13 protein-coding genes are annotated in these 17,791 nt (G+C 59.4%); 8 read left to right on the top strand and 5 right to left on the bottom strand.

Annotated elements, in window-relative coordinates:
• Positions 1-186: 186 nt before the first annotated feature.
• The 3 genes from yagF to SOM40_RS02270 form a co-directional block, all read right to left on the bottom strand.
• Complete coding sequence (gene yagF / locus SOM40_RS02280; protein ID WP_320529856.1) at positions 187-2,154, bottom strand: xylonate dehydratase YagF; 1,968 nt, start codon at positions 2,152-2,154, stop codon at positions 187-189.
• A 14-nt stretch (positions 2,155-2,168) separates the two neighbouring features.
• Entirely contained in the window at positions 2,169-3,077 is a 909-nt protein-coding gene (locus tag SOM40_RS02275; RefSeq protein ID WP_320529855.1) for a dihydrodipicolinate synthase family protein, read from the bottom strand.
• Positions 3,078-3,316: 239 nt separating this feature from the next.
• Entirely contained in the window at positions 3,317-3,769 is a 453-nt protein-coding gene (locus SOM40_RS02270) for a YhcH/YjgK/YiaL family protein (protein ID WP_106994114.1), read from the bottom strand.
• A gap of 203 nt (positions 3,770-3,972) precedes the next feature.
• Between SOM40_RS02270 and SOM40_RS02265 the strand changes: the two genes are divergently transcribed.
• The 5 genes from SOM40_RS02265 to gbpA all read left to right on the top strand — a co-directional run bounded on the left by SOM40_RS02265 (position 3,973) and on the right by gbpA (position 7,622).
• The gene (locus tag SOM40_RS02265; RefSeq protein WP_181247286.1) at positions 3,973-4,077 is read left to right on the top strand and encodes a pyrBI operon leader peptide; all 105 of its coding nucleotides are present in this window, start codon (positions 3,973-3,975) and stop codon (positions 4,075-4,077) included.
• A 34-nt stretch (positions 4,078-4,111) separates the two neighbouring features.
• Positions 4,112-5,044 carry an aspartate carbamoyltransferase gene (pyrB, locus tag SOM40_RS02260; RefSeq protein ID WP_106994112.1) on the top strand — a complete coding sequence of 311 codons (933 nt, stop codon included), beginning with the start codon at positions 4,112-4,114 and terminating at the stop codon, positions 5,042-5,044.
• Between the two features lie 12 nt (positions 5,045-5,056).
• On the top strand, positions 5,057-5,518 hold the full coding sequence (pyrI, locus tag SOM40_RS02255; protein ID WP_106994111.1) for an aspartate carbamoyltransferase regulatory subunit: 462 nt from the start codon (positions 5,057-5,059) through the stop codon (positions 5,516-5,518).
• 72 nt (positions 5,519-5,590) lie between these two features.
• Positions 5,591-5,977, top strand: a complete 387-nt coding sequence (gene ridA, locus SOM40_RS02250) for a 2-iminobutanoate/2-iminopropanoate deaminase (protein WP_106994110.1) — start codon at positions 5,591-5,593, stop codon at positions 5,975-5,977.
• Between the two features lie 184 nt (positions 5,978-6,161).
• Positions 6,162-7,622 (top strand): N-acetylglucosamine-binding protein GbpA, encoded by a 1,461-nt coding sequence (gene gbpA, locus SOM40_RS02245; protein ID WP_312077727.1) that lies wholly within the window; start codon positions 6,162-6,164, stop codon positions 7,620-7,622.
• 125 nt (positions 7,623-7,747) lie between these two features.
• Here the strand turns inward: gbpA and SOM40_RS02240 are convergent, their stop codons facing one another.
• Both SOM40_RS02240 and mgtA read right to left on the bottom strand, forming a co-directional pair.
• Positions 7,748-10,132 (bottom strand): beta-N-acetylhexosaminidase, encoded by a 2,385-nt coding sequence (locus SOM40_RS02240; protein ID WP_320529854.1) that lies wholly within the window; start codon positions 10,130-10,132, stop codon positions 7,748-7,750.
• A gap of 229 nt (positions 10,133-10,361) precedes the next feature.
• A complete protein-coding gene (gene mgtA, locus SOM40_RS02235) occupies positions 10,362-13,064 on the bottom strand; it encodes a magnesium-translocating P-type ATPase (protein ID WP_320529853.1) in 2,703 nt (900 codons plus the stop codon).
• Positions 13,065-13,455: 391 nt separating this feature from the next.
• On the opposite strand from mgtA, the gene treR reads away from it, so the two are divergent.
• The 3 genes from treR to treC all read left to right on the top strand — a co-directional run bounded on the left by treR (position 13,456) and on the right by treC (position 17,651).
• A complete protein-coding gene (gene treR, locus SOM40_RS02230) occupies positions 13,456-14,403 on the top strand; it encodes a trehalose operon repressor TreR (protein ID WP_166181431.1) in 948 nt (315 codons plus the stop codon).
• A 125-nt stretch (positions 14,404-14,528) separates the two neighbouring features.
• Entirely contained in the window at positions 14,529-15,947 is a 1,419-nt protein-coding gene (gene treB, locus SOM40_RS02225; protein WP_181247288.1) for a PTS trehalose transporter subunit IIBC, read from the top strand.
• 48 nt (positions 15,948-15,995) lie between these two features.
• The gene (treC, locus tag SOM40_RS02220) at positions 15,996-17,651 is read left to right on the top strand and encodes an alpha,alpha-phosphotrehalase (protein ID WP_320529852.1); all 1,656 of its coding nucleotides are present in this window, start codon (positions 15,996-15,998) and stop codon (positions 17,649-17,651) included.
• Positions 17,652-17,791: the final 140 nt, after the last annotated feature.

Raw genomic sequence — 17,791 nt, 5'->3', positions numbered from 1 at the left:
GTGTTAATGGAGTGTAATAAGCTGTTCAATTAACCAGCAATGGTCATATCTTGTTTCTGAATTATGTTATTTTGCTTTTGTGATGCCACTCGATATATATCAACTTATTGTTTTACTTGATAAATAAAAACAAATGAAAACAGCCCGCGGGATATTTCCCGCAGGCTGAAACTATTAAAAATAGAATTACAGCCCGAGCGCTTTTTTACCGGCGTTAATTACCTCGATAATTTTATCGGTATCGTAAATACAGCCTTTCCAGGTCCCGCCGCTCACCGACTGTAATGCCGCCCACAGCCGCGTATCGTCGGGTAAAAAATCATGGGCATGCAGTTCCGGGTGTGGCTGACGACGCGCCAGCTCCATCGCCCCCTCTTCCGGGGTGAGCGGTGCCAGTGGTGTGCCGATAAAGTTGACGCTGCCGGTCAGGGAGAGGCGATCCACTGCGATCTCGATGATGTCGTTATCGCGCAGCTTGCCAATCGGCCCGCCCGCCAGCGCTTCGGGGGCGACATGGCCAAAACAGGCCCCGGTGGAGACACCCGAGAAGCGGGCATCGGTGATCAGCGATACCGTTTTACCCCAGGAGACATGCTTGAGCGCCGAGGTCAGCTGGTAGGTCTCTTCCATCCCGGTGCCGGACGGCCCACCGCCGATCACCACCATAATATCGCCCTGCTCGATCTCGCCGCTTTTGATCGCCTTGATCGCCCGGGCTTCCGAGACAAATACCCGTGCCCGGCCGGTATGGCGGTAAACGCCATCTTCACCCACCACCGACGGGTCGATCGCAGTGGCCTTGATCACCGATCCTTCCGGGGCGATGTTGCCCACCGGGAAGGCCACCGTGGAGGTGAGCCCGCGAGCTTTGGCGCGTTCCGGGGGCAGGATCACGTCGTCTGGCTCCACGCCGTCCTGCTCCCGCAGGCACTGGCGGAAGCGCTCCCGCCGCTCAGAAGCCTGCCACCAGTCGAGATTCTCCCCGACGGTCTGGCCGGTAACGGTCATGGCATCCAGATGCAGCAGACCGAGGTCGCGCAGATGGAGCATCACCTCCGGCACGCCGCCCGCAAGGAACGCCCGCACCGTCGGGTGATAATCCGGCCCGTTCGGCAATACGCTCACCAGCCGCGGCACCTTACGGTTGATGCGCGTCCAGTGCTCGACGTCCGGGATTGTGCAGCCCGCCGCATGGGCGATGGCCGGGATGTGCAGCAGCAGATTGGTGGAGCCGCCGAACGCGGCGTGGATCACCATCGCGTTCTCAATGGCTTTGTCGGTGAGGATATCGCGGGTGGCAATGCCGCGGTTATCCAGTTCAAAGACCGCCCGTGCGGACTGGCGGGAAATCTCCAGCCATACGTCCTGCCCCGACGGAGCCAGCGCGGAATGCGGCAGCGCCAGGCCTAAGGCTTCGGCCACCACCTGCGAGGTGCCTGCGGTGCCGAGGAACTGGCAGCCACCGCCCGGGGAGGCGCAGGCCCGGCAGCCCAGCTCGGCGGCCTCCTGCAAGGAAAGTTCATGGTTGGCGTAACGCGCCCCGATGGTCTGGACCTTCCCGGCATCCTCGCCGAAAGTAGGCGGCAGCGTGGCGCCACCGGGCACCAGAATGGTCGGCAGGTTGTGCATCGCTGCCAGCGCAATCATGGTGGCGGGCAGGCCTTTGTCGCAGGTGGCGACGCCAATCACCGCCCGGCGCGTGGGCAGGGAGCGGATCAGCCGACGAAAGACGATGGCCGCGTCGTTGCGGTACGGCAGGGAGTCGAACATGCCGTGCGTGCCCTGGGAGCGCCCGTCGCACGGGTCGCTGACAAACGCCGCAAAGGGGATCCCGCCGTTGCGGGTGATCTCTTTTGCCGCGGCCTGCATCTGGAGACCAATCTCCCAGTGTCCGGTGTGGTAGCCCAGCGCCACCGGGCGGCCATCGCCCGCGCGGATCCCGCCCTGGGTGCCGATAATCAGCACCTCTTTGCCGGTGAGCTTATTGGCATCCCAGCCCATCCCGGCGTTCTGCGTCATACCAAACAGGTTGCCGCTCGGGGATTCCATCAGCATCTGCGGGGTCAGGGGCAGCGCCCCCTGTGGCCCGGCGGCGTGGGTGATCACCGAATAGAAGGCGTCATCCTGCGGGGTAAAAATCGTTTCTATCGACATCGTGACCTTCCGGTTCAGCAGAGCTTGAGCTGTTGCAGCAGCGCTTTCAGCTGCGCCTTGCGCGGTTCATCCAGCGGCCCGGCAGGCGGCAGCACGTGGGTGGAGACCGGACGCACGCAGAGCGCAATCGCCTCTTTAATCACGTTCACAAACGGGGCATCCAACTGATACATCTGCGGGATTTGCAGCATGGTCTGATGATAGTGCGCCGCCTGCGCCAGGTCGCCATCACGGAAGGCCTGCAGCAGATTCACGGAGATCTGCGGGGCAAAGTTGCCGCTGGCTGAGATCGCCCCGTCGCCGCCCAGCAGCAGGGTATTGAACAGGTGATCATCATAGCCGCACAGCACCACAAAGTCCGGGTGCGCCGCCTTAACGGTGAGGATCATGCTGCGCAGATGGGCCACGGAATCAATGGTGTCTTTAATCCCGACGATATTGCGGCGGGAGTCCACCAGGGTTTTGACCAGCGCCGGGGTCAGATCCTGCCCGGTCAGCGCCGGGAAGTTATAGAGGATCACCGGCAGGTTGACGCTGTCAGCCACCTGCTCGAAGTAGCGGATCAGGTTCGCTTCCGAGACTTTCCAGTAGTAGGGGTTGATCACCACGATGCCGTCCGCACCGGCCTGCTGCGCGTGCTGGCTGAGCTCGATGGTTTCCCGGGCGTTGGTGCCGCCGGTGCCGATCAGTACCGGTACGCGGCGATCCACATGGGCAATCGCGAATTCGGCAATGGCTTTACGCTCGTCGGTGTTGAGCTGGGAAAACTCGCCCCCGCTGCCGAGAAAGAACAGGCCATTGACGCCGGCGTCGATCATGCTGTCGATTAACGCGGCGGTACCGGCTTTATCCAGGGCACCGTCGGCGGTGAAGATAGTGGAGACGGGGGGAATAATTCCCGAGAACTGTTGAGTCTGCGGCATGCGATCTCCTTGCTGATTCATTTTGTTCTACATTATAGAACAGCGTTCGTTTATTTAACGATCATACTATGACGCAGAAAAAGCGCAGGTAAATGAGAGGAGAACAGGGAGTGCGGGAAATTTAAGCTGGATCACATTATACAAGAGTGCGGCTTGATGCCCTCACCCTAACCCTCTCCCACAGGGAGAGGGGACTTTGACTCCCTCTCCCCAGGGGAGAGGGCCCAGGTGAGGGGAAATTACCCCACCAGCATCTTCACTACCACCTTGCGCACCTGCGCAGGGGTGCCTACTGCGCACAGCGGTTTGTGGACTTCGCCCGGGTAAAACACTACGAAGTCGCCTTCGTTCAGCACCACGGTTTTCTCCTGCTCGCCGCTCGGCAGAAACGCGATATCTTTATCCGCCAGCCAGTCGGTGTCCGGCGTGCCGTTTGGCAGGGTGCTGAAGGTCATCCCTTCCTGGCCTTTCAGCACGATCTGGATATCCAGATAACGGGCGTGATACTCCGCGCGACGCTCTTCGAACGGCTGGGTCATGTCCTCAGAAACCAGGAAGAACAGATTGTTGCCGTCGATGTCATGCTTACCGGTAGGGGTCGCGTCTGAGACATGCGCTTTAACGTGTTCAATTGCCTGACGCAGCTCCTGCGGCAGCCAGGACTGGAGGTTGTGAATGTTGCCTACGATCATGGTGAAATCCTCAATATAAAACATCGTTTCATTTTAAACTTTTATACGAGAAATTCAGCTGCCATACCACCCCTTTTTGTCCGGGATTTGCTCTTGCGCATAACCATGCACGCGGAAACCTTTACGTTGCTTAAAGTGTGCATTATTCGCTTGATCCATCATTCAGGCTGCGTATAATGCCCCACAATTTGCCAGGAGGAAGCATGGTCAAACATGGTCGACAGAGTGCCGTAGCGCGTCTTAAAACAGACGCTGGCCTGCCGTTTTTCTTCCCGTTGCAATCCCTATTCCAGAAGCCCCTCATTTGAGGGGCTTTTTTTTGCCCGGCGTCAGGAGATAAAAATGAATCCGCTTTATCAAAAACACATCATTTCCATCAACGACCTCAGCCGTGAAGAGCTGGAGCTGGTTCTGGCAACCGCGGCAAAACTGAAAGCTAACCCGCAGCCGGAGCTGCTGAAGCACAAGGTGATCGCCAGCTGCTTCTTTGAAGCCTCCACCCGTACCCGTCTGTCGTTCGAGACCTCCATCCACCGTCTGGGCGCCAGCGTGGTGGGCTTCTCAGACAGCAGCAACACCTCGCTGGGCAAAAAAGGTGAGACCCTGGCGGACACCATCTCGGTGATCAGCACCTACGTTGACGCCATCGTGATGCGTCACCCGCAGGAGGGCGCCGCGCGTCTGGCAACCGAGTTCTCGGGCGGCATTCCGGTGCTGAACGCCGGGGACGGAGCGAACCAGCACCCGACCCAGACCCTGCTGGATCTGTTCACCATTCAGGAGACCCAGGGCCGTCTGGAGAACCTGAACATCGCCATGGTCGGTGACCTGAAATATGGCCGCACCGTCCACTCCCTGACCCAGGCGCTGGCGAAGTTCAACGGCAACCGCTTCTACTTTGTCGCCCCGGACGCGCTGGCGATGCCGCAATACATCCTCGATATGCTCGATGAGAAAGGCATCCAGTGGAGCCTGCACGCCAGCATCGAAGAGATGATGGCCGAGGTGGATATTCTCTATATGACCCGCGTGCAGAAGGAGCGTCTGGATCCGTCGGAGTACGCCAACGTCAAGGCGCAGTTCGTTCTGCGTGCCAGCGACCTCGAAGGCGCGCGCAGCAACATGAAGGTGCTGCACCCGCTGCCGCGTATCGATGAGATCACCACCGACGTGGATAAAACGCCGCACGCCTGGTACTTCCAGCAGGCCGGGAACGGCATCTTCGCTCGCCAGGCGTTACTGGCACTGGTTCTGAATCGCGACTTAGCTCTGTAAGGGGAAATGACCATGACACACGATAACAAACTCCAGGTCGAAGCCATCAAACGTGGCACCGTAATTGACCATATCCCTGCGCAGGTGGGCTTCAAGCTGCTGACCCTGTTCAAACTGACCGAAACCGACCAGCGCATCACCATCGGCCTGAACCTGCCTTCCGGCGAGATGGGCCGCAAGGATCTGATCAAAATTGAGAACACCTTCCTGACCGACGAGCAGGTTAACCAGCTCTCCCTGTACGCGCCGGATGCTACCGTGAACCGCATCGACGACTACGAAGTGGTGGGCAAATCCCGTCCGAGCCTGCCGGACCGCATTAATGGCGTGCTGGTGTGCCCGAACAGTAACTGTATCAGCCATGCTGAACCGGTAAACTCCAGTTTTGCAGTGAAAAAACGCGCCAATGACATCGCACTCAAATGCAAATACTGCGAAAAAGAGTTTTCCCATAATGTGGTGCTGGCCAACTAATCGCAGTGGTAATGCATGCCTGCCTCTCTATAATGGCAGGCATATTCATAACGCTGTTATTCAGGAGAAATCATGACCAAAGTACTCGCGACGGAAAATGCACCTGCAGCTATCGGCCCATACGTTCAGGGCGTTGATCTTGGCAGCATGATCATCACCTCCGGCCAGATCCCGGTGAACCCAAAAACCGGTGACGTGCCGGAAGACGTCTCTGCGCAGGCGCGTCAGTCGCTGGAAAACGTCAAAGCGATCGTGGAATCCGCTGGCCTGAAAGTGGGCGATATCGTTAAAACGACGGTATTCGTGAAAGATCTCAACGACTTCGCCACCGTTAACGCCACCTATGAAGCCTTCTTCACCGAGCACAATGCGGGCTTCCCGGCGCGCTCCTGCGTGGAAGTGGCGCGTCTGCCAAAAGACGTGAAAATCGAAATTGAAGCGATTGCCGTGCGTCGCTAATAGTTGATTTTAATATGCAAAAGGCAGCCTGAGCTGCCTTTTTTATTTCCTGAATACACAGAGCGAAATAACCTTCAAGCATTTTCATTATTCTTTTTCATCGCAGCTTAAAATGACTAATTTTTTATTCCGGACGACACTAGCCGTGCCCAAAAAGCATTAATCCCCTTTAATGGAATAAAAAATGAAACTGTCTAAAATTGCATTGGCACTTGCCACACTCACGGTTGCTTCATCGGCTTTAGCTCATGGTTATGTAGAATCTCCAGCCAGCCGCGCTTATATGTGTAAGCTCGGTAAAAATATTGATTGCGGCACTGTGCAATATGAACCACAGAGCGTAGAACGTACCTCCGGCTTCCCTGAAGGCGCACTGCCACCGGACGGACAGCTGGCCAGCGCCGGTATTTCCCAGTATTCTCAGCTGGACAAACAGAGCCTGAATGCCTGGACCAAAACCCCGATCACGGCGGGTGCAAATAAATTTACCTGGTACCACACTGCGCCACATAAAACGGTTAACTGGCGCTGGTATATTACCAAGCAAGACTGGAATCCAAATAAACCGCTGACCCGCGATCAATTTGAATCCACCCCATTCTGTACTGTTAGCGGTAATGGCCAGGCACCTGCTCAGCGTCAGGAAATGAATTGTAATGTTCCACAGCGTACTGGCTACCAGGTTATTTACGCGGTATGGGAAATTGCCGATACCACTAACAGCTTCTACCAGGCAATCGACGTTGATTTCGGTAACGGCGGCAACGTCACCCCAGACGAAACCCCAGCGGTAGTTTCCGAGTGGACCAAAACGCTGGATGGCCAGATCTCTGGTAACAACATCAACGCAGGCGACAAAGTTATCGCTCGCTTCTTCGATGCGAATGGCGAAGTTAGCTCCCTGCGTACCGAACTGACTGTCTCCTCTGCGTCCCAGGGTCAGGCAAGCCAGTGGTCCTACGACCTGGCACAGGCGATCAACGCGGCACACAGCGATGTGCGTGTCGGTATGAAAGATGAAAGCGGTGTGGTTAACCCGGTTCACGGCGCGAACAACGTCTACGTGAAAGACGGCAGCTCCCTGAAATCTGTCGCCATCTCTTATGAAGAGCAGCAGACTCAGGCCAGCGAAGATATCGCTGTGTCCAACGTGCAGTTCAGCAAAATCAAAGATGGCGCGGCAACCGTGACCTTCCACGTCAACACCCAGGGTGATGTAAACCTGGAAGCGCGTGTGATGAACCACGCCGGTGCTGAAAAAGGCTATGTGAAGCAGGACATGAATAACGCCAACCAGGACGTTACCATGAACCTGACTGACGTGACCCCAGGTCACCACATGCTGAAATACTACGCGACCAACAAAGATGGCGTAATGTTCGCGCAGGACGTGATTGACATGATGCTGGAAGGCGAAGCGTCAAACACCGACAACGGTGCAGCGGGTAACTACGAGTTTACCTTCCCACAGAACCTCTCTTCTTACAAAGCGGGTACCGTGGTGCTGCAGCCGAAAAATGGCAAAACTTACCAGTGTAAGCAAGCGCCATACAGCGGCTACTGCGTCCAGTACAAACCTGCCGCTAACCAGTACGAACCAGGTGTAGGTTCCCACTGGCAGATGGCGTGGACCCTGAAGAAGTAAGGTGTCCTGATGCCCGGCAAACAGGCTTGTGCGGTCTGTTTGCCGGGTGGCGGCTTCGCCTTACCCGGCCTACGGGTTGGTGCGGACGTTACAGGCCCGGTAAGCGTAGCGCCACCGGGCATTTTTTACTGATTGCGCGTCGCGCGCAGCAGTTTCTCCAGCGGGTAGACCGCTGCAATCACCACTTCATCCTGAATCTGCGCCGCCTTATCCAGCTCACTTTGAATCGACGCGATCTCGGTATCATCCAGGGTTCCCTGACGCGCCACCAGATCCGTTAAGCGCAGCCCAATTGCCGCCAGTTTATCTACCGTCTGAATCACCGGCTTCATCGTTTTTAACTGATAGCTGCTTTCGGCCAGCGCCAGCGCGTCCGGAGTATTGCTCTGCCAGCGGGTAAACAGATGACGCAGCGACTCGGCGCTTTCACTCTCTTCCGCATCGCTCACCAGCCGCTCGGCCCAGCGGTTCATCTGCCGCACGGTGTTGCTTTCCGGCGCCAGGGCATCCGCCAGGCGGTTCAGCGGCTCAAACAGATCGTAATTCCCGGCCTGGAACTTGAGATGATTGCGGGTGTAATACTGGGCAGGCTCCAGCGCCTGAGCGAGGATGTTCAACGCCATGGTGTCGGTGGTGTTCCCCAGACGGGTAAACTGCACCTGCTGGCGGGCGTGCTGCTGTAGCCCCACCGAGACCGTCGACCAGCTGTCCATTGCCTGCAGGCGAGTGTACATGTTATCCACATCGTTCACCTCCTGCGCCGACCACAGCCGCTCCGCCACCGCAAACGCCCGCGGCCAGAGCTTGATATCCAGCACCGGGGCGGCGACGTTTTCTGCCCACAGGGCCGCTTCCCCGCCCAGCAGATTGGCCTGCTGGCTGGCATCCGGCACCACCGGGGCGATCCCTGCCGGCACCGCATCCAGCCGCTGGCCGGTCACCGGGTAGCGGCTGTTGCCAAGCAGGAAATAGCCCTCAATCTTGTCGTCTTTCACCGTCACCACCGGACGGGTCTCCCCCATCCAGGTATCGACGGTAAAGCTCACCTGGTTGTCGCTGCGCCAGTCGATCTCCTGCACCGCCCGCCGCGATTTGCCAGCGAAATCGATAAACCCGCGCCAGCCCGCGTCGCCTTTCACCAGCGTAAAGCTCCCCTCCAGCGGCTTGCCCTTCAGGCGTGGCAGGGTGAAGGACCAGCTCTGGGCGCTGTCGCGGTCAGTGATCGCGTCCACGTTGTTCAGCCCCTGAGGGACGATCTCATTCCGGTAGTGATAGGCGGTGTACTGGGGCTGATCGAGATAGAACCCGGTGGAGAGGATCCCTTTGTAGCCCTGCTTCGCCACCTCGCCCAGCGCGTCCTGCCCCTGCCAGGACTGGATCAAAATGCTCTTCGGCAGCTCCGGGTGGAAGATCTCATCCCAGCCCACCATCTGACGCTGGTTTTTCTCGAGGATCGTCTCCAGCTTGCGGTTGAAATACGCCTGCAACGCGTGGCTGTCGGCCAGCTTGTTGTCGCGCATAAACTGCTGGATCGCCGGATTGGCTTTCCACTGGCTGTCATCTACCTCATCGCCTCCTATGTGCAGGTAGGGATCCGGGAAGATCGCCGCCAGTTCGGCGATCATCGCGCTGGCAAAGGTATAAGTGGCCTCTTTGGTGGGATCCATTACCGGCTTGAGCACGCCCCAGTGGCGCTCCATCTCATAGGGGCCGGGGGCGCTCATCAATTCTGGATAGGCCACGGCAATGGCCGAGGCGTGGCCGGGCATGTCAATTTCTGGCACCACGCGAACGCCACGCGCGGTGGCGTAGCGCACCACGTCGCGCATCTGATCCTGGGTGTAGAACAGGCCGTCGCTGGCCAGCTCGGTCAGTTTCGGGTAGCGCTTCGAGGCAAAGCGCCAGCCCTGATCGTCGGTTAAGTGCCAGTGCAGGACGTTGAGCTTCGCCGCCGCCATGCCGTCGATCTGACGCTTGATGTCGTCGAGCGGAATAAAGTGACGGGCCGAGTCGAGCAGCAGGCCGCGCCACGGGAAGCGCGGGGCATCCTCAATGGCGACCCACGGCAGGGAGGTGTTCTCCGGGCCATTCTGGATCAGCTGGAGCAGGGTCTCCATCGCCCGCAGAGCACCGAAGCGGGTGTTAGCGGTGATAGCCACCCCGCTGGCGTCGACGGTGAGTGTGTAGCTCTCATCGCTGTCCGGTTTGGGCTGGGGGGCCACCTTACGGGCAATGGCGATGGTCACCGTCGGCTTCTCTGATTTGTCGGTCTGCGGCCGGAGCGTCCAGCCGGTTTGCAGCGCCACCCGCTGACGCAGACGGGTTACCGCGTCGCCGAGATCGTCCCCGGTGACGCTGACGGAGAAGTTATCGTTGATGACCAGCGCGCCCTGAGTGGCAGGACGTTCGACCTTCGCAGGCCAGGGCATCAGGGGGAGATCGCCTGCCGGGGCGGCAAACGCAGAAAAACCGAGCATAAGCCCGGCGGTCAGGAGGCTGTACCGTAACATGAATGTTCCTTATTTGACGGGCCGAAAAAAGGCAAAACATTCTGTTAACATGTGCGCAAATTAGCGTCAAGCGCGGCGGGTGATGAAGATCACAGGTTGTTGAATTTGGGAGGAAACGGCTCCCTCTCCCCTCACCCTAACCCTCTCCCCATAGGGGAGAGGGGATTGCACGGAGCCGTCTTTTCTCCCTCGCCCCTTTGGGGAGAGGGCCGGGGTGAGGGGTAAGGTTTCACTGCCACCCGTAGCGACGGCTATAGAACCCTTTCACCATCTGGGTCAAAACCATGTACCCGGCAAGGATCGCCACCAGCCACGGGAAGTAGCTCAGCGGCAGCGCCTGCAATTGCAGATACCCCGCCAGCGGCGAGAACGGCAGCGCGATGCCGAGCACCATCACCAGCCCCGTCATTACGATCAGCGGCCAGGCGGCGCGGCTCTGCAGGAACGGAATGCGCCGGGTGCGGATCATATGCACAATCAGGGTCTGCGACAGCAGCCCGACCACGAACCAGCCGGACTGGAACAGGGTCTGCTGATCCGGGGTGTTGGCGTGGAACACAAACCACATCAGGCAGAAGGTCAGAATGTCGAAGATCGAGCTGATCGGGCCGAAAAAGAGCATGAAACGGCCGAGTTCTGCCGGTTCCCAGCGCTGCGGCTTCTGGATCTGCTCCTCGTCGACGTTATCAAACGGGATCGCCACCTGGGAGACGTCATACATCAGGTTCTGGATCAGCAGATGCAGCGGCAGCATCGGCAGGAACGGCAGAAACGCGCTCGCCACCAGCACGCTGAAGACGTTACCGAAGTTGGAACTGGCGGTCATTTTGATGTACTTGAGCATATTGGCGAAGGTGCGGCGGCCTTCGATCACCCCCTCCTCCAGCACCATCAGGCTCTTCTCCAGCAGAATGATATCCGCCGCTTCCCGGGCGATATCCACCGCGCCGTCGACGGAGATGCCGATGTCCGCCGCACGCAGCGCCGGCGCATCGTTGATGCCATCCCCCATAAAGCCCACCACATGCCCCTCGCGCTTCAGCAGGGTGACGATACGCTCTTTATGCATCGGGGTCAGGCGCGCAAACAGCGTGGTGCGCTTAGCCAGAGACGCCAGGTCGTCGTCGGAGAGCGTTTCGATCTCGCTGCCCGTTACCACCTCGCCCGGGTCCAGCCCCACTTCACGGCACACTTTCGCCGCCACCAGCTCGCTGTCGCCGGTAAGGATTTTCACCACAATGCCGCTGGCTTTCAGCGCTTTGAGCGCCGGGGCGGTGGTCTCTTTCGGCGGATCGAGGAAGGCGATATAGCCCTCGAGGATCAGATCCGATTCGTCGATGCGCTGGTAATCCCCAACGCGGGCCGGCAGGAACTTGCTGGCTACCGCCACCACCCGCAGCCCCTGGCGGTTGAGGTTGTCGGTGACGCGCCGGATGCGCCGCAGCATGCTGTCGTCCAGCGGGACAATTTCACCGTTATGCCACACCTGCGTGCAGACGCTGAGGATCTCCTCCAGCGCCCCTTTGCAGATCAGCTGATGCACGCCCTGCGCTTCGCTCACCACCACCGACATGCGGCGGCGCTCAAAATCAAAGGGGATCTCATCCACCTTCTGCCAGCGGGTTGAGAGGGTGCGGGCGGCGGCTTCATCCACCCCTTCCAGCACCGCGACGTCGAGCAGGTTCTTCAGCCCGGTCTGGTAGTGGCTGTTCAGCCAGGCGGTATTGAGTACCCGCTCGCAGACCTTGCCGGAGACGTCGGTATGGTGCTCCAGCGCGATCTTGTCCTGGGTCAGGGTGCCGGTTTTGTCGGTGCAGAGGATATCCATCGCGCCAAAGTTCTGGATAGCGTCGAGGTGCTTGACGATCACCTTTTGCTTCGAGAGTTTTACCGCTCCACGTGCCAGGGTCGAGGTGACAATCATCGGCAGCATCTCCGGGGTGAGCCCCACCGCCACCGAGAGCGCGAACAGCGCCGCTTCCCACCAGTCGCCTTTGGTGTAGCCGTTAATCAGCAGCACGATGGGCGTCATCACCAGCATAAAGCGGATCAGCAGCATGCTGACCCGACCAATCCCCTGCTGGAAGGCGTTGGGCTCGCTCTCCTGCTCGCTGACGCGTCCGGCCAGCTGCCCAAACCAGGTGTTGCCCCCGGTGGCGATCACCATCGCCTGCGCCGTACCGCTGACCACCGTGGTGCCCATAAAGCACAGGGTGTCGCACTCGAGCGGGTTGTTCTGCTGCGGATCGCGGCTGTGGGCGACTTTCTCTACCGGCAGGGATTCACCGGTCAGCGAGGCCTGGGCCACAAACAGGTCCCGGGCCTGGAGAATGCGTAAATCCGCCGGGATCATGTCCCCGGCCGCCAGCTTCACCAGATCCCCCGGCACCAGCTGGTCAATCGGCACCTCCCGCCAGCCGCTTTCGCCTTTATCGTTAAGGGTGCGTAAGACGGTGGCGGTGTTGCTGACCATCGCCTTCAGGGCATCCGCCGCCCGGGTGGAACGGGCCTCCTGGATAAAGTTCAGCAGCGTGGAGATGCCCACCATCAGGCCGATCACCCCGGCGGCAAACAGGTCTTCGGTGGCATAGGAGATAAGGCCCAGCACCGTCAGCAGCAGGTTGAAAGGGTTGCGATAGCAGATCCAGAGATGCACCCACCAGCGGGCCGGTTTTTGCGCCGGGATCTGATTCTCGCCGTGCATGGCGCGGGCGGCGTCGACCTCTGCGGCCGTCAGCCCTTCCGGGTGGCTGGTAAAGCTCCGCCACAGCGCGGGCTCGTCCATCGCGGCCACCCGCAGACAGTGGGCGGCAAGCGCACCGGGGATGACGGTATCGGTTTTGCCTGTTGCCATCGGGTCGCGCTGCACCAGACGGCGCGGCAGGTGGCGGCTCAGCCGGGTAAACAGCTGTTGGGTGAAGTTTTTGAACATAATGCGTCTCCCGCCCCCGTAAAAACGGAGGCAGTCTTGCCTTCAGGCGTGACAAAGCCATACCTGAAAGGCGGTATCAGTTATGCAGGGACGCAGAAAAACGTCGCTGCCTTACGCATCCGGTAAGGCAGTGAGATCAGGCTTACCGGAAAGAAAGGGGTCTCCCTGGGGGGAGAGGGGTGGGATCGGGATCCATATCGCCTCCGGTAAGTAAAAAAAGCGTAAGTCGGCGCGCAGTATAGTGTTTTAGCCGTACCGCTCGTGACAATTCGGGCGGTATGATACCGCCCAGGTATTAAACCAAACGTAAACCAGACTTTGCCCATTGCGGATCCACCCCTTCGCTTTAGGCTTAATGATTATTTCATTGATGCGTCACAGGGAAACAAGCATGCAGAACCGCCTCACCATCAAAGACATCGCGCGTCTGAGCGGCGTGGGTAAATCCACCGTCTCACGGGTGCTGAACAACGAAAGTGGTGTCAGCGAGCGCACCCGCGAACGCGTCGAGGCGGTGATGAATCAGCACGGCTTCTCCCCTTCTCGCTCGGCGCGCGCCATGCGCGGGCAGAGCGACAAAGTGGTGGCAATCATCGTTACCCGTCTGGATTCGCTGTCGGAAAACCTGGCCGTGCAGACCATGCTGCCGGTCTTCTACGAGCAGGGCTACGATCCGATCATGATGGAGAGCAAGTTCTCGCCGCAGATGGTGGAAGAGCATCTCGGGATGCTGAAACGCCGCAACATCGACGGGGTGGTACTGTTTGGCTTTACCGGCCTCGGCGAGCAGATGCTCGGATCGTGGCAATCGTCGCTGGTGATGCTGGCCCGCGATGCCCGCGGCTTTGCCTCGGTGTGCTACGACGATGAAGGGGCGATTCGCGTTCTGATGCAGCGCCTGTACGACGGCGGTCATCGCCATATCAGCTATCTTGGCGTGCCGCACAGCGACGTCACCACCGGCCAGCGCCGCCACAATGCCTACCTCGAATTCTGCAAGCAAAACGCGCTGCCTGCGGTGGCTGCGTTACCCGGGCTGGGGATGAAGCAGGGCTATGAAAAGGTGGCCGACGTGCTGACCCCGCAGACCACTGCGCTGGTCTGTGCCACGGATACTCTGGCTCTGGGCGCAAGTAAGTACTTACAAGAGCAGCGCCTCGACAGCCTGCAGCTGGCGAGCGTGGGCAACACGCCGCTGATGAAGTTCCTCCACCCGGAGATCATCACCGTCGATCCGGGCTACGCCGACTCCGGCCGTCAGGCCGCTATGCAGCTGATTGAGCAGATAAACGGCCGCAGCGAACCCCGCCAGATCGTCATTCCCGTCACCCTCTCCTGAGCGTCAAAAGACGCTTTATTGTGATCCTCGCCCGATTTCGGGAACGTTCCCATTTTCCGCGTTACGCTGAAAGAGTAGGCTTGCCTCCAGTCCATAACCCCTACCATCTGTCATGAGGTTTCATGATGAGCAAAGTAAAACAAACGGATATCGACCAGCTGATCGTGCTGGTTGGCGGACGTGACAATATCGCCACCGTCAGCCACTGCATTACCCGCCTGCGTTTTGTGTTAAACGATCCGGCCAGGGCCAACCCGAAAGCCATCGAAGAGCTGTCGATGGTGAAAGGCTGCTTCACCAACGCCGGGCAGTTCCAGGTGGTGATCGGCACCGAAGTCGGCGACTACTACAAGGCGCTGCTGGCCACCACCGGCCACTCGTCGGCGGATAAAGAGCAGGCCAAGAAGGCCGCGCGCCAGAACATGAAGTGGCATGAACAGCTCATTTCACACTTTGCGGAGATCTTCTTCCCGCTGCTGCCGGCGCTGATCAGCGGGGGCTTAATCCTCGGTTTCCGTAACCTGATCGGCGATATACCGATGAGCGACGGCAAAACCCTCGCCCAGCTGTACCCGGCCCTGCAAAGCATCTATGACTTCCTGTGGCTGATTGGCGAGGCGATCTTCTTCTATCTGCCGGTGGGGATCTGCTGGTCGGCGGTGCGCAAAATGGGCGGTACGCCGATTCTGGGTATCGTGCTGGGCGTGACCCTGGTCTCTCCGCAGTTAATGAACGCTTACTTACTTGGGCAGCAGGTGCCTGAGGTGTGGAACTTCGGCCTGTTTACCATCGCCAAAGTGGGCTATCAGGCGCAGGTGATCCCGGCCCTGCTGGCCGGTCTGGCGCTGGGGATGATTGAGACCCGCCTCAAGCGCATGGTGCCGGATTATCTCTATCTGGTGGTGGTGCCGGTCTGCTCCCTGATCATCGCGGTGTTCCTCGCCCACGCCTTTATCGGTCCGTTTGGCCGCATGATTGGCGACGGCGTGGCGTACGCGGTGCGTCACCTGATGACCGGCAGCTTCGCTCCGATTGGCGCCGCGCTGTTTGGCTTCCTGTATGCCCCGCTGGTGATCACCGGCGTGCATCAGACCACCCTGGCAATCGATATGCAGATGATCCAGAGCCTCGGCGGCACCCCGGTGTGGCCGCTGATTGCCCTGTCGAACATTGCGCAGGCCTCGGCGGTGACGGGCATCATCATCGTCAGCCGTAAGCATAACGAACGTGAAATCTCGGTTCCGGCAGCGATCTCCGCCTATCTCGGGGTCACCGAACCGGCGATGTACGGCATCAACCTGAAATACCGCTTCCCGATGCTCTGCGCGATGATCGGCTCCGGGCTGGCGGGCCTGCTGTGCGGCCTGAACGGCGTGATGGCCAACGGCATCGGCGTCGGTGGTCTGCCGGGCATCCTCTCTATCCAGACCAGCTACTGGCAGGTCTTCTCCCTGGCGATGGCCATTGCGATTATCGTCCCGATGGCGCTGACCACCATTATCTATCAGCGCAAGTTCCGTCAGGGCACTTTGCAGATTGTTTAATCTCTTTCGGGGCGCCGTTGCGCTCCTTCGCATTTGCAGGAACGCATCATGAATACCCTTCCTCACTGGTGGCAGAACGGCGTCATCTATCAGATCTACCCTAAGAGTTTCCAGGACACCACCGGGCGCGGCACCGGAGATTTGCGCGGCGTGACCCAACGTCTCGACTACCTCAGCACCCTCGGCATCGACGCCATCTGGCTGACGCCGTTTTATATCTCCCCGCAGGTGGATAACGGCTACGACGTGGCGAACTACGTCAGCATCGATCCGGCCTACGGCACCCTGGATGATTTCGACCAGCTGGTGGCCGAAGCCCATCAACGTGGGATCCGCATCGTGCTGGATATGGTGTTTAACCACACCTCAACGCAGCACGCGTGGTTCCGCGAGTCGCTCAATAAAGAGAGCCCGTACCGGGAGTTCTATATCTGGCGCGACGGCACCCCGGAGCAACTGCCCAATAACTGGCGATCCAAGTTTGGCGGCAACGCCTGGCGCTGGCATGCCGAAAGCGAGCAGTACTATCTCCACCTATTTGCCCCCGAGCAGGCAGATCTCAACTGGGAAAACCCCGAGGTACGTGCCGAACTGAAAAAAGTGTGCGAATTCTGGGCCGATCGCGGCGTGGACGGCCTGCGTCTCGACGTGATTAACCTGGTGTCGAAAGACCAGGATTTCCCGGACGATACCATTGGCGATGGCCGTCGCTTCTATACCGACGGGCCGCGCATTCACGACTATCTGCAGGAGATGAGCCGGGACGTCTTTACCCCGCGCAACCTGATGACGGTGGGCGAGATGTCCTCCACCCGCCTGGAGCACTGCCAGCAGTACGCCGCCCTCGACGGGCGCGAACTGTCGATGACCTTTAACTTCCACCACCTGAAGGTGGATTATCCCAACGGCGAGAAGTGGACGCTGGCGAAACCCGATTTCGTGGCGCTGAAAGCGCTGTTCAGCCACTGGCAGCAGGGGATGCACAATAAAGCCTGGAACGCGCTGTTCTGGTGTAACCACGACCAGCCGCGCATCGTCTCGCGCTTTGGCGACGAAGGCGAGTACCGCGTCCCGGCGGCGAAGATGCTGGGGATGGTGCTGCACGGCATGCAGGGCACGCCTTACATCTATCAGGGGGAAGAGATTGGCATGACCAACCCGCACTTCACCCGCATCACCGACTACCGCGACGTGGAGAGCCACAACATGTTCGCCGGGCTGCGCACCCAGGGACGGGATGCGGACGAGCTATTGGCGATCCTCGCCAGTAAATCCCGTGACAACAGCCGGACGCCGATGCAGTGGGACGCCTCCGCCAATGCCGGGTTTACCACCGGCGAGCCGTGGATCGCCCTCGGGAATAACGCCGAAGCGATCAACGTCGAGGCGGCGCTGGCCGATCCGGATTCGGTGTTTTACGCCTATCAGACGCTGATCCAGCTGCGTAAAACCCTGCCGGTGCTGACCTGGGGGGATTACCATGATTTGCTCCCGGATCACCCGTCCCTGTGGTGCTATCGCCGCCAGTGGCAGGGCCAGACGCTGATGGTGGTCGCCAGCCTGAGCCGTGAGTGTCAGTCGTGGCAGCCGCAGGCGGTTGAGGGCGACTGGCAGGTGGTGATGAGCAACTACACCGAAGTGTCGCCGCAGCCTGACGCCATGACCCTGCGTCCGTTTGAGGCGGTATGGTGGCTGCAGGCCTGACGTTCTCCGCCGGGGACCGCACGGTTGCCCGGCGCACCCCTTTTTTGGTGGAAAATCAACCAGATTTGCGCTTGCAGAATTTACAAACCCCGGATCGCCCGCCATCTGTACACTTCGTTTTTTACCTTGTCCTGAATCAA

The organism is Leclercia sp. CFBP8987, from assembly GCF_034044995.2.
GTDB classification, from domain to species: domain Bacteria; phylum Pseudomonadota; class Gammaproteobacteria; order Enterobacterales; family Enterobacteriaceae; genus Enterobacter; species Enterobacter tamurae.
This window is presented reverse-complemented; position numbering and strand designations above follow the sequence as displayed.

Excerpts from the sequence above, each read along its gene's own strand:
- yagF (WP_320529856.1), bottom strand. The coding sequence starts at position 2,154 with ATGTCGATAGAAACGATTTTTACCCCGCAGGATGACGCCTTCTATTCG.
- SOM40_RS02275 (WP_320529855.1), bottom strand. The coding sequence starts at position 3,077 with ATGCCGCAGACTCAACAGTTCTCGGGAATTATTCCCCCCGTCTCCACT.
- SOM40_RS02270 (WP_106994114.1), bottom strand. The coding sequence starts at position 3,769 with ATGATCGTAGGCAACATTCACAACCTCCAGTCCTGGCTGCCGCAGGAG.
- SOM40_RS02265 (WP_181247286.1), top strand. The coding sequence starts at position 3,973 with ATGGTCAAACATGGTCGACAGAGTGCCGTAGCGCGTCTTAAAACAGAC.
- pyrB (WP_106994112.1), top strand. The coding sequence starts at position 4,112 with ATGAATCCGCTTTATCAAAAACACATCATTTCCATCAACGACCTCAGC.
- pyrI (WP_106994111.1), top strand. The coding sequence starts at position 5,057 with ATGACACACGATAACAAACTCCAGGTCGAAGCCATCAAACGTGGCACC.
- ridA (WP_106994110.1), top strand. The coding sequence starts at position 5,591 with ATGACCAAAGTACTCGCGACGGAAAATGCACCTGCAGCTATCGGCCCA.
- gbpA (WP_312077727.1), top strand. The coding sequence starts at position 6,162 with ATGAAACTGTCTAAAATTGCATTGGCACTTGCCACACTCACGGTTGCT.
- SOM40_RS02240 (WP_320529854.1), bottom strand. The coding sequence starts at position 10,132 with ATGTTACGGTACAGCCTCCTGACCGCCGGGCTTATGCTCGGTTTTTCT.
- mgtA (WP_320529853.1), bottom strand. The coding sequence starts at position 13,064 with ATGTTCAAAAACTTCACCCAACAGCTGTTTACCCGGCTGAGCCGCCAC.
- treR (WP_166181431.1), top strand. The coding sequence starts at position 13,456 with ATGCAGAACCGCCTCACCATCAAAGACATCGCGCGTCTGAGCGGCGTG.
- treB (WP_181247288.1), top strand. The coding sequence starts at position 14,529 with ATGAGCAAAGTAAAACAAACGGATATCGACCAGCTGATCGTGCTGGTT.
- treC (WP_320529852.1), top strand. The coding sequence starts at position 15,996 with ATGAATACCCTTCCTCACTGGTGGCAGAACGGCGTCATCTATCAGATC.